At 61.5% G+C, this 11,911-nt stretch carries 8 protein-coding genes and 1 pseudogene; 4 read left to right on the top strand and 5 right to left on the bottom strand.

Annotation, left to right across the window (positions count from 1 at the left end; translation table 11 throughout):
- Together Uis1B_RS05575 and Uis1B_RS05570 are read right to left on the bottom strand one after the other, a co-directional pair.
- Positions 1-639 (bottom strand): hypothetical protein, encoded by a 639-nt coding sequence (locus Uis1B_RS05575; RefSeq protein WP_243390268.1) that lies wholly within the window; start codon positions 637-639, stop codon positions 1-3.
- 92 nt (positions 640-731) lie between these two features.
- Entirely contained in the window at positions 732-1,037 is a 306-nt protein-coding gene (locus tag Uis1B_RS05570; protein WP_101616359.1) for a hypothetical protein, read from the bottom strand.
- Between the two features lie 185 nt (positions 1,038-1,222).
- On the opposite strand from Uis1B_RS05570, the gene Uis1B_RS05565 reads away from it, so the two are divergent.
- From Uis1B_RS05565 to Uis1B_RS05555, 3 genes are all read left to right on the top strand, one after another.
- Positions 1,223-1,879, top strand: a complete 657-nt coding sequence (locus tag Uis1B_RS05565; protein ID WP_101616357.1) for a response regulator transcription factor — start codon at positions 1,223-1,225, stop codon at positions 1,877-1,879.
- Complete coding sequence (locus tag Uis1B_RS05560; protein ID WP_101616355.1) at positions 1,876-3,162, top strand: sensor histidine kinase; 1,287 nt, start codon at positions 1,876-1,878, stop codon at positions 3,160-3,162. Before Uis1B_RS05565 ends, Uis1B_RS05560 begins: the two co-directional genes overlap by 4 nt.
- A gap of 333 nt (positions 3,163-3,495) precedes the next feature.
- A complete protein-coding gene (locus Uis1B_RS05555; protein ID WP_043164836.1) occupies positions 3,496-4,497 on the top strand; it encodes a LacI family DNA-binding transcriptional regulator in 1,002 nt (333 codons plus the stop codon).
- A gap of 51 nt (positions 4,498-4,548) precedes the next feature.
- Here the strand turns inward: Uis1B_RS05555 and Uis1B_RS05550 are convergent, their stop codons facing one another.
- The 3 genes from Uis1B_RS05550 to lacZ form a co-directional block, all read right to left on the bottom strand.
- On the bottom strand, positions 4,549-5,862 hold the full coding sequence (locus tag Uis1B_RS05550; RefSeq protein ID WP_101616353.1) for an N-acetylglucosamine-6-phosphate deacetylase: 1,314 nt from the start codon (positions 5,860-5,862) through the stop codon (positions 4,549-4,551).
- A 74-nt stretch (positions 5,863-5,936) separates the two neighbouring features.
- The gene (gene nagB / locus Uis1B_RS05545) at positions 5,937-6,749 is read right to left on the bottom strand and encodes a glucosamine-6-phosphate deaminase (protein WP_101616352.1); all 813 of its coding nucleotides are present in this window, start codon (positions 6,747-6,749) and stop codon (positions 5,937-5,939) included.
- Between the two features lie 96 nt (positions 6,750-6,845).
- Positions 6,846-10,007 carry a beta-galactosidase, LacZ type gene (gene lacZ, locus Uis1B_RS05540; protein ID WP_101616350.1) on the bottom strand — a complete coding sequence of 1,054 codons (3,162 nt, stop codon included), beginning with the start codon at positions 10,005-10,007 and terminating at the stop codon, positions 6,846-6,848.
- A gap of 362 nt (positions 10,008-10,369) precedes the next feature.
- Here lacZ and Uis1B_RS05535 point away from each other — a divergent pair.
- Positions 10,370-11,852, top strand: a pseudogene (locus Uis1B_RS05535) (glycoside-pentoside-hexuronide (GPH):cation symporter).
- The last annotated feature ends 59 nt before the right edge of the window (positions 11,853-11,911 follow it).

Below are 11,911 nucleotides of genomic sequence, written 5' to 3'. Positions count from 1 at the left end.
CTACTTGCCCGGGTTCGCCAGGCACTGGGAGAACGCGTCCGACGACGTGTCCAGCTTCGACGACCCCTCGGGCTTGCCCATCTCGGTCAGGTAATCCTGCTTCGTGAACGAATCAGGCACCAGCTTGCGTCGTTTCAGACACCCCACGACCAGTTCGATCTCGTCCGCGTTCGACGGGTTCTGCACCATCCGCTCGTACAGGTCGCGGATCTGCAGGTTCGTGCCCTTCGCGCACGCCATGCTGTCCTCGTTCGCCTTGGCCGAATCGTAATTATCGTCCGTGTTCATGTGCTCCTGCATCAACCCGGTGGACTGGTCCGTGTCGAACTCCACGTCATCGCCCTTGGCGGCCATGCACTCCTGGTACTTCTCGTTCGCCTCGCGGTAATCAGACTCGCTGATCTTGCCGGCCTTGACCGCGCGCTCCAACACCCCGCGCTCGAAATCACTCGACGCCGACTGCAACGCCTGCTTCAACTCCGCCTCATACGATGACGATCCGGAAGACGACGAAGACGAGGAGGAACCCCCATCCGACGAGCCGGCATTCCCGGAACCCGGCATCGAACACGCCCCCAAACCCAACACCACCGACAACACACCGGCAGCCGCAACCACGCGCAACGCATCTTGTGACATATGTGTTCCTTTCAAAACTATGGTGCATAAAAGGAAAGTGCTGGCGTTCCATACGAATTGCTATCGAATGGAACGCCAGCACAGTATGAAAGTTACTTCAGCATGCCGCGGGCGTACCAAGAGGATCCCGCGGTGGAGGATGCATAAGCATATCCGTGCTTCCAGCCGTTGTAGTAGACGACCTTCTTGCCGTTCACGATGCGGCCGACCTCAGCTCGGGCGTATCCGTTGTTCCCTGCTGTGTTGTATGCGTTGGCCCAAGTGAGATTCTTTGCCGCATTGATGTATGAGCCGTTGCCGACCACTGCCATCGCCGGCGCTGTGACACCAGCGAATCCGGTCAAGGCAAGTGCTGCGCCAAGCACACCGGACATGACTCTTTTCTTCATGTTCATCATGTTGTTTCCTTTCTCTTGTGAAAGAGGCTGCGACGGGGAAGTCCGTCCAGCCGGAGTCAAAGCTACGACGTGCATGGCTGGCAAGGTGGGTTTTGACCTGCCGCTGACTGAACCTGACCGATTCCTGACCAGGTTGGACGCGAATGCTATGGTGTGCGCATTGTTTCGCGAAGGGAGCTGGCCGGATGAAGGTTCTGATTGTCGAAGACAACGCCAATCTCGCTGATGTGGTACGGATGGGGCTCTCCATGGAAGGCATGGAGGCAAAAGCTGTTTACGATGGCCGGGATGCTCTGGAGGAACTGAATTCCGGGGAGTGGGACATGCTGATACTTGATCGCGATCTTCCCGGACTGCATGGTGACGAAATCGCTAAGAGGTTAAGCGAACGACGTGATCCCATACACATTCTCATGTTGACCGCGGCATCTCAGACCGAGGACATAGTCCGCGGGCTTGATCTTGGGGCAGATGACTATTTGACGAAACCATTTGAATACGCCGAACTGCTGGCCAGAGTTAATGCGGTGCGTCGGCGTTTGGGCATGGTGAATGACATGGTCTACAACCGGGATGACTTTTCTGCGGACTTCAGAACGGGATCCATCACGGTTCGCGGTACAGAACTAAAGTTTGGGAAACGAGAACTTGCCGTATTGAGGACGTTGATTGAGGCGCGAGGTGCGGTGATTAGTGCGGAACGTCTATATCGTGAGATTTGGCAGGATGATCACGCTCATACGAGAGGAATCGTCAAGACCACAATCTATGCGATTCGCACGAAAATTGGAATTGCTGATTTCATTGAGACCGTTCCCGGACAAGGATATCGCATATCATGAAAAATCCTGAATATCCTTCGTTGAATGGGAACCATTCCAGCCATCCGAAACTGCATTTACCGTTTCAGTGGTCTACAAGAAGAAGATTGGTCACCACGATCGTCATCGTATTCTTCATGCTTACCGGAGTGGTGACCGCCATGACATATTATGTCGTGAACCGGCAACTGGAAACGGTGACCGTAAATAAATCTTTTACTCAGGCAGAAGAGGCCGATGAACAACATAGTTTGAATTCGCAAGCCATTCCTCCTGAATCCGATAAGGATTACGTTTCCGCCGGGTATGACTCCGGTAAGGATGCTTTAACGCTAACTATGGAACAAGGAGATAAAAAATCCCGGGATCTGATATTGGCGGTAAGCATAGCCCCCATCATTGTTTTCGGCCTATTATCTGGAGGAATAACTTGGATTATCGCCACTAGGACACAGCGAAGAATCAATAGTGTGGCCTCTCAGATTACTGCGTCCGACGCTGGATTGGAAAGGCAACCTATCGTTATTCCATATGAAAACGACGAGGCGTACACTATTGCATCCGCATACAACCTCATGTTAAAGGATCTCAACAACGCAATCAGTCGAGAAAAGGAATTTATCGCCGATGCGTCACATGAGTTAAAAAATCCACTTGCGGCCACTTCGGCCGCATTGGAGATTCCGCTGCATAACCAGCTTTTCGATGAGCGCTGCAGGCCTTTCGTCGAAAAGGCTTTGGCTTCAAATCATGCTGGGGTTGAAATCGTCAATCATCTGCTCGAATTGTCGAAAGTTCAGCAATTAGACCGAGCTAACCTTAGCCGAGTTAATGTAGCTGAGATCATTCGCAATACTCTTCAGGAAAATATGGAACTTATCGGAGATAGAGTTCAAGTACATACTAATCTGGAGAATACATATATCCTAGCTGATGGTCTGCTAATTAAGCAGATGATTGCAAACCTTATTACGAATGCCATTCAGCATAATCGTGCAGCTCAACCACATGTATGGATAAACTTAGCCAACGACAGACAATACGAAGGCGAGTCCTGCATTGCGATAGACATATCCAATACCGGCATGGATCTTTCTGATACGAAGATAGACGATTTCCTGTCACCTTTTAACAGAGGGGAGGATAATAGGATAAACACACATGTGGGATCTGCGTCACCTCATCACGGGTTAGGTTTATCCATAGTGCAAGAGATTGTTGCTATGCATCATGGCCATTTGAGTCTGCAAGCGCGGCCGGGAGGTGGATTGAGAATCATAATTCTTTTACCTGACACGCTATAAGAATCGTAGCATTAAACATTTCCTGCATCAGAAATTTCGGTTCATTTATACTGAAAATTATGAATGATATTTGAGAGAAACGTCAGATAATCGTTATGCCTCGTCCAAACGTGTATCGGTCGGTCTATTGGAAATAAAATTATCTTCCGAATTTTAAAAGGTGACGGGAATGTTGCTGCACATGCCCGTCACCCCTATGCATTGCCCCCTGTTACCGGGACATGTGCAGTCTACCAGTCATGGGTAAACTTCCACGCCGCCAATGCCGCTAACCCCGCCTTCCCGGGTTATGCTGTAGTAAAACCCTTTACTAAAGTTTGCGAGGAGGATGTCATGGCCACGCTCAAGGAAGTCGCGGAACGGGCCGGGGTGTCGCAGAGCACGGTGTCGCGCTTGCTGAACGACCCGTCGTTCTCCATCAAGGAGGAGACGCGCCGGCGGGTGCTGCGCGTATGCGAGGAGATGGGATACCGCAACGTGTTCCGTCCCGCGATCGCGGTGTTGGATGCCCCTCCGTCCGGGGAGGAATTGCAGGACGCATACTTCTCGGATCTGCGGAAGGTCCTTGTGGAGTGTGCAAAGTCGATGGAATTGGACCAGCCCACGTTCATCCGGTCCATACACGAGTTGACGGAACGTGCGGCGGAGTTTGATGGGTTCATCACCGTGGGCGCCACGGTGTTTCCCGAAGCGGACCTGCGCGCCCTGCATGCGGTGCTCCCGCATGGCGTGTGCATCGATACGAATCCGGCGCCGCACCTGTTCGACTCCGTACGGCCCGATCTGTCGCAGACGATGCTGGACGCCCTGGACGCGATGATCGCGGTGGGCCGCAGGCGCATCGCGTTTCTCGGCGGAGTGGGCAGCATCATGGGCATGCATGACTATCCCGAGGACATCCGTGAACTGTCGTTCCGCCAGTGGGCCGCGCACTTGGGATTGGGAACGGACGGATTGGTGTATTCGTCCGGCACGTTCACCGTGGAGAACGGCTACCGTCTCGCGGAGCAATTGGTGGCTGACCATCGTGAGGCCGGCAGCATGCCCGATGGCCTGATCGTGGCCGCCGACGTGCTCGCGGTGGGGGCGTTGCAGGCGTTGAATGCGCTGCGTGTGGCGGTTCCCGACGAGTTGGCTGTGGTGAGTGTGAACAACCAGTCGATCGCCCGGTACACGTCTCCGTCGCTGAGTTCGTATGCGATCGATCAAAGGGAGTTGGCCCGTATGGCGTTCTCCACCTTGATTGATGGGTTGAAGCATGAGCGGCGGGTGCGGCGTCACATCCTGCTGACGACCGAGCTGGTGCCGCGCGCAAGCTTCGTTCCTCGGGCGTAAGACGTCGTCTCGAAGACGGGCGGCACCGGTGTCGATTTTGCTGGAAGGAGTTTACTTCAGCTGGCGGCCGGCGCACCAGACGTGTTGGGCGGTCCAGTCGGTGGGGTCGAGGAGGTTGAGGTCGGCGGCGTATCCGGGGGCGATCAGGCCGAGCGGCGTGCCGGTGACGGGGTTGGCCCTGTCGAATCCGAAAGCGCGGGCCGGGGTGAGGGTGGCGGCCTCGACGGCGGCGACCGGGCTGAAGCCGAGTTCGTTGACCGCGCGCTGAACCGCGACCTCCAACGTCAAGGTGGAGCCGGCGATCGCGCCGTTGGACACGAGTCGGGCGTGGCCGTCGATGACGTTCACATCAAGTTTGCCGAGCTTGTACGCGCCGTCGGGGCAGTCGGTGGCGGCCATGGCGTCGGTGACGAACGCGATGCGGTGGGGCGCGAGGCCGAAGCCGAGCTTGACCATCGGGTTCTGCACGTGGAAGCCGTCGTTGATGAGCTCGATGGTGACGCGCGGGTCCTCGACGGCGGCCGGGATGGGGCCGGGTTCGCGGTGGTGCAGGCCGTTCATCGCATTGAACATGTGGGTCATGATGCCGGCGCCCGCGTCGAAGCCGGCCTGGGCGGTGGCGTAGTCGGCGTCACAGTGGCCGACCGCGGGCACCACGCCGGCGGCCGCGAACTGCTTGATGGCGCCAATGCCGTGCTCGAGCTCGGGGGCGATGGTGATCTGGCGGATGCAGCCGAGACGCCCGACGGCGGGGTCGGCGCCCGAGGCGTCGAGCATGCGATCCACGAGTTCGGGCACCGGGTCCTTGAGGCAGTTCGGGTCGTGCGCGCCCTTGCGCTTCAAGGCGAGGAACGGGCCTTCAAGGTGGCAGCCGAGGATGTCCGGGCGGGAGGCCATCTTCTCATGCACGGTGCGGATGTTGCGGCAGATCACGTCCATCGGGTTGGTGATAAGCGAGAGCACCTGACGGGTGGTGCCGTGGACCGCATGGCCGGCTCGGGCCACGTCGATGCCGTCCGGGCCGTCGTCAAACGACTTCTCCCAGGCGCCGTGGGCATGAATGTCCACGTAGCCGGGCGTGAGGATGCGGCCGGCCGCGTCGATGACCGCGTCGTTGGAGTCAGCTGGAACGGCCGGGTCGATGCCGACCGTGCGGCAGGCGTGCTCGAACGCCTCCTCGCCGGTACCGTCCGCGGCGGCGAAGCCCGTGGCCACAATCACGCCACGTGCGTCCGAGACCACCCAGTAGCCCGATTGTTCGCCGCAGGCGTCTACCTTGCGTGCCCCGCGGATCGCGACCGGCTTGGCCTCGCCTTCCAACGCCGCCGTCACGCGGGCGACGATCTCATCTCTGTCCTGCGTTATGATTTCCTTCCTGCATATGGGTTCGGGCTCCCTCTTGGCGAAGCAAGAAGGAGCCCGAATCGTTCGTCTGCCGATCAGATGCCCTGCCAGTCGGGCTTGTGGGCGTAGGCGTAGCGGTAGTAGTCCTTGTGGCGCAGACGGCTCGCGGCCTCCTCGTCGATGATGACGGTCGCGTGCGGGTGCAGCTGCAGCGCGGAGGCCGGACAGAACGCGGAGACGCCGCCCTCGATGGTCTCCTCGATGGCCTCGGCCTTGCCCGAGCCGAACGCGAGCAGCACGAGATGACGAGCCTTCAACACCGTGCCGATGCCCTGCGTGATGCAGTGGGTGGGCACCTGGTTGATGTCGTCGTCGAAGAAGCGCGCGTTGTCGATGCGGGTCTGCTCGGCGAGGGTCTTGACGCGCGTGCCGGACGCGAGCGACGAGCCGGGCTCGTTGAAGCCGATGTGGCCGTCGGTGCCGATGCCGAGGATCTGCACGTCGATGCCGCCAGCGGCCTCGATGGCCGAGTCATAGGCGGGACCGGCGGCGGCGATCTTGTCGCCGTCCTCCAGCGGGGCGCCGTTGAGCACGTCGCCGGGCACATGGACCTTGGCCGGGTCGAGGCCGAGGGGTTCGACGACCGTGCGGTGGATGGTGGAGTGGTAGGACTCCGGGTGGGTCAGCGGCAGACCCAGATACTCGTCGAGCGCGAAGCCACGCACCTGGGAGACGTCGATGTGCTCCTCGTGCACGATCTTGGCAAGCGCCTGATAGGCCGCCAATGGGCTGGAACCCGTGGCCAGGCCCAGCACCGCGTTCGGCTTGGCCTTGATGAGGTCCGCCACGCAGCGGCCGTAGATCTCGCCGGCCTCCTCCTCGTTCTTGACGATGATCACTTCAGCCATGATTGATTGCCTCTTTTCCTGTGGATTGTGTTTGGGAAATGTATATATACGTGTACGGGCGGCGGCATGGTGGTGCATGCCGCCGCCCGTTGCCGGTCAGATGAGTTCGAGGTCCACGTCGAGGGTGAGCGGCCTGCCGGCGGACAGCTGGTAGGCCGTGTGGACGGGGGCTCCCCAGGAGTCGTCTCCGCCGACTCCCATCTGGGCCGCGAGCAGACGCAGGTAGTTGTGGCGCGGCTCGGGCAGGTCCTCATGGCGGCGCGCGGCCTCGATCGTGTAGGTGTTCCAGGGCAGCAGGCTGGCCGTGAAGTGACGGTCGCCGCGCTGGGTGATGCGCAGGCCGTGGCCTTGGATGTCGGTGGCTTCGAGCCAGCGGACATCCTCGTGGCTGCCGGTTTCCTGCACCATGAGATACGGTGCCATGCTCGTCTTCGCGGTGGCGTTCCAGATGCCGAGCTTGCCGCCCTGCTTGCGGTCGCGGTAGGTCTCCTCGGGGCCGGGGCCGTAGTAGCGCAGACGCTCGTATTCGCCGGGCAGTTCCCATTCGACTCCGAACGCGGGCAGGCTGGCCGCACCGGTGGCTCCGCCGGGGTATTCGACGGTTAGTCGCATGCGCATGTCGGCGGTGATGCGGTAGGAGACCGTCACGGGCGTGTGGTCCGGGTCGGCGAGCTCGTACCGGTATTTGGCGGTGAGCCCTCCGTCGTCGGATTGCGCGATGCTCGTATCGGTCACGACGGCGTAGCGGCCGGCCGCGAACCATGCGGCGCGGTCGAATCCGGAACGGTTGCCCCGGTCGTTGTCGGTCAGCGGGCGGAAAGTGACGAGTTCGGGGCGTCGGATGACCATTTCCCGGCCGTCCCGCTTCCAGGAGACGATGCCTCCCTGGGTGCGCGACAGGAGGATTTCCTCGTCGTCGCGGCGGATGCCCGCGTTCCATCGGCCGAGCGTGACCGTCGCGCGGCCGTCGTCGTCATGATCGGTCTCAGTGATGTCCCGTTCGGGGTTGAGCGTGCCGGTGAGCTGACCGAACGCGAGCTCGTAGCCGGCCGGCGCCCATGCGGTGGCTTCGGCGGTCAGGAGATCGACCTCGTAGGTGACCTCGCGCGTATTCCCGTCCGTGTCGATGTCCGGGAAGGCGATGTCGTGGCGCTGGGTATCTCCGGCGGCCACGTCGAACCGGTAGTCGGCGTGCCAGATCTCATGCCCGTCTTCGAGGAGCCGTGCGGCGAACACGTAGCCGTCGGTGCCGGCGAACAGGTTGCGGTTCTCGATGGTCACGCCGTGTCCGTCGGGGGTGAGCTTGACCGGTGAGTACAGCTGCTTGACCTCTTGCGCCTTGGGGCTGGGCGTGCGGTCGGCGAACACGATGCCGTTGCCCACGAATTCGTAGTCGGTCGGCCGGTCGGCCCAATCGCCGCCGACGCTGAGACGTTCGCGCCCGTCGGGCAGGCGCTGGACGAGTCCCTGGTCGATGTAGTCCCAGATGAACCCGCCGGAGTAGCGCTCGTACTGTTCGAGGTCGATGAACTCGCTCAGACCGCCGCACGAGTTGCCCATGGCGTGCATGTACTCGCAGCTGACGAACGGCTTGTTCGCATCGCCCCGTTCGTCGCCGTGTTCGAGCCAGTCGCGGATTTCGTCGGGCTTGGCGTACATGCGGCTTTCGAAGTCGCTGATCCCGTCGTAGGCGTGGTTCCAGTTGACGCCTTCGTAGTGGACGGGGCGGGACGGGTCGAGCCGGTGCGCGTGCGCGCTCATGGCCTTGAGGACTTCACCCGCGTAGGATTCGTTGCCCAGCGACCAGACGAGCACGCTGGGATGGTCGCGATCGCGCAGGATCATGCTGTCCAGCCGGTCGATGCACGCGCCCAGCCAGGCCTCGTCGTCGCCGGGAACGGAGGTGCCCACGGGGATGTCACCGGGGCTGTTCCAGCTGCCGTGGGTCTCCAGGTTGGTCTCGTCGATCAGGTAGATGCCGTATTCGTCGCACAGCTCGTACCAGCGTGACTGGTTCGGGTAGTGCGAGGTGCGCACCGCGTTGATGTTGTGGCGCTTCATGAAGCGGATGTCCCACAGCATGTCCTCTTCGGTGACGGCACGGCCGCGCCGGCAGTCGAACTCGTGGCGGTTGACGCCGCGGAACACGAGACGCTTGCCGTTGAGCTTGAGGATGCCGTCCTCGATGGCCACATGCCGGAAGCCGATGCGGCTGCGCGTGGTCTCCAAGACCTTGCCGTCCGCGTCGAGCAGGGTGACGGACAGCTCGTACAGGTCGGGGCGTTCGGCGCTCCAGGGGGCCGCGTCGTCGATCTCGGCCTCGGCGTGCAGCGTTCCGGCCGCTTCCGTGGCGGTGCGCCAGACGACGGCGCCGTTCTTGTCCCGCAGTGCGAGGTCGGCCGTCGCGGCGTTCGCGGCGCCGTCGATCAGTACGTCCAGCGAAAGCGATCCGATCGACGTGGCGGGCTCCCAATCGGCCCCGGCGTGGATGTCGGAGACATGGGCGGCGGGCCTCGCATTGAGCTCGACGGAGCGGAACAGGCCGTGCAGACGCCAGAAGTCCTGGTCCTCCAGCCAGCTCGCGCTCGAATACTCGTAGCAGGCGACCGCCAGCACGTTGCCGTCCTTCCTGACGACGTCCGTCACGTCGAACTCGCTGGGCGTGAAGGAGTCCTCGGCGTATCCGACGAACGCGCCGTTGAGCCACACGTAGATGGCGGTGGCAGCGCCCTGGAAGGTGAGCGTCACCGTGCGGCCCTCGCGGATGGCCTGAGCGACCGCGCCCTCCGCGGCGAACTCGCGTCGGTAGACCGCCACATGGCCATGCTCGGGGATGGCCGGGGCCTTCGGGTCCTCGTGGCCGTCCCACGGGTACTGCACGTTCACGTACTGCGGGTCGAGCAGCCCCGCGGTCTCCAGATGCGAGGGCACCTGCACCCGGGAGAACGACGAGTCGTCGAAGCCCGGTGCGGCGAACAGAGGCGACACGTCGCTGATCCAATCCGGCCCGTCGCTCGTCCCGTCGGGGAAGCTGTTCGCCGGCGCCGTCTCGACGCGGACCCGCCATTCGCCGTCGAGGCTCTGCGTGAGATCGGTGCCCTCGCCGACGGAGGGGGCGTGCGACCAGCATGCATGGTCGGAATGGGCGTCGAGCCGGTGGACCGCGTACACGCGCGGGTCGGCGAGCCATGCCGTCGTCGGCATGGACGGGGAGACGATCGGATCGCCGTTCTTCCGCTGATCGTCGGTTGTGTTCATGATGTCCTCGCTTTCGCATCGGATTGCGTCGCGTCGTTGCCGCCGCAGTTCGGGAGCCTCCGAATGTGACTCCTTGCACAACGATGATAAAGATATTTACTAATTTACGCAACTTCTTGCGCTTGTCCCGACTGCGACCGCAAGAACAGCGGAAAGCCGTTACTTATCAACGATAATCCGGTCTCCGACCATCGCCGGCGCTCGCGCGGCGTGTTGGATTGGCGAACAGGAATCGTTGGCATTGCTTGCGACACGCGGTAAAGTTTTTTACTTTTTCAAGAAAGTCCTATACTCGCGTCTTGCGGGATCGGAGCTGTTCCCGCGCACGGATTCTTTACAGGTCGCAAGGAGGCCACCACACCATGAGCGGATCCACCACACAGCGCACGGCGACGCCCGGACAGCCGCAGCCCATGCCCACCAGGAACATGGGGCAGAAGATCGCATACGCGTTCGGCAACCTGGGCCAGGCCGCGTTCTACAACACGATGAGCACGTTCTTCATCACGTTCGTGACCACCGCGCTGTTCATCGACGTGGACAAGACGCTGGCCGCGCGCCTCATCGCGGTAATCACCGGACTCGTGGTGGTCATCCGCATCGCGGAGATCTTCCTCGACCCGCTGCTCGGCAACCTCGTGGACAACACGAACACCCGCTGGGGCCGGTTCCGTCCCTGGCAGTTCATCGGAGGCCTCGTGCCCGGCATCCTGCTGATCATGGTGTTCACCGGCCTGTTCGGGCTCGTGGACGTGAACACCGGCGTGTTCATGGTCCTGTTCGTCATCGTGTTCATCCTGCTGGACGTGATCTACTCGCTGCGCGACATCTCCTACTGGGGCATGATCCCCGCGATCTCCTCCGACTCGCACGAGCGCAGCACGTACACCGCTCTCGGCGCGTTCACCGGATCCATCGGATACAACGGCGTCACCGTCATCGTCGTGCCCGTCGTCAGCTGGTTCACCTGGAAGTTCACCGGCCAATGGGAGCAGGGCCGCACCGGCTGGGCCGCGTTCGCCATCATCATCGCCGTACTCGGTTTGCTCACCGCGTGGAGCGTCGCGTTCGGCACCCGCGAGAACCAGGGCGAGCTGCGCGCCAAGGCCGAGGCCAACGGCAACCCCATTCGAGGCGTTCAAGGCCATCGCACAGAACGACCAGCTCCTGTGGGTCGCCCTGAGCTACCTGCTGTACTCCGTGGCCAACGTCGCCACCACCGGCGTGCTCTTCTACCAGTTCAAATACGTGCTCGGCGCCCCGGACAGCTTCTCCATCGCCGGCGTCATCCCGGTCATCACCGGACTGGTCACCACGCCCCTCTACCCGGTGCTCAACCGGCGCATCCCGCGCCGCTGGCTGTACACCGCCGGCATGGCGTTCATGATCGCCGGCTACACGCTGTTCATCATCGCGCCCATGAACCTGCCCGTCGTCATCGTCGCGCTCGTCCTCTTCTACCTGCCCGCGCAGACCATCCAGATGACCGCCATCCTGAGCATGACCGACTCCATCGAATACGGCCAGCTCAAGACCGGCAAGCGCAACGAGGCCGTCACCCTCTCCGTGCGCCCGATGCTCGACAAGATCGCCGGCGCCCTGTCCAACGGCATCGTGGGCTTCGTGGCCGTCGCCGCCGGCATGGTCGGCAACGCCACCGCCGCCGACATGACCGCCGCGAACATCCGCACGTTCAAGACCTGCGCCTACTACCTGCCGCTCGCCGGCATCGTCGCCAGCCTCGTCGTCTTCCTCCTGACCGTCAAGATCGACGAGAACATGCACGACCACATCGTCGAACAACTCGAAGAACGACTCGCCTCCGAGAACACCGACGAACAGTAAGCAGCCAAAAGTAGCAAGGGAACGGCCCGACGCGAACGGTTTGAACCGTTGGCGTCGGG

Origin of the sequence: Bifidobacterium margollesii, assembly GCF_002860355.1 — a bacterium.
In the GTDB taxonomy this organism is placed as follows: domain Bacteria; phylum Actinomycetota; class Actinomycetes; order Actinomycetales; family Bifidobacteriaceae; genus Galliscardovia; species Galliscardovia margollesii.
The sequence above is the reverse complement of the archived record's forward strand: the minus strand, read 5'-3'. Positions and strand labels throughout refer to the sequence as shown.

Bases quoted from the DNA above. Each gene is read 5' to 3' on its own strand.
- nagB (WP_101616352.1), bottom strand. From the start codon at position 6,749: ATGGCTGAAGTGATCATCGTCAAGAACGAGGAGGAGGCCGGCGAGATC.
- Uis1B_RS05575 (WP_243390268.1), bottom strand. From the start codon at position 639: ATGTCACAAGATGCGTTGCGCGTGGTTGCGGCTGCCGGTGTGTTGTCG.
- Uis1B_RS05560 (WP_101616355.1), top strand. From the start codon at position 1,876: ATGAAAAATCCTGAATATCCTTCGTTGAATGGGAACCATTCCAGCCAT.
- lacZ (WP_101616350.1), bottom strand. From the start codon at position 10,007: ATGAACACAACCGACGATCAGCGGAAGAACGGCGATCCGATCGTCTCC.
- Uis1B_RS05570 (WP_101616359.1), bottom strand. From the start codon at position 1,037: ATGATGAACATGAAGAAAAGAGTCATGTCCGGTGTGCTTGGCGCAGCA.
- Uis1B_RS05555 (WP_043164836.1), top strand. From the start codon at position 3,496: ATGGCCACGCTCAAGGAAGTCGCGGAACGGGCCGGGGTGTCGCAGAGC.
- Uis1B_RS05565 (WP_101616357.1), top strand. From the start codon at position 1,223: ATGAAGGTTCTGATTGTCGAAGACAACGCCAATCTCGCTGATGTGGTA.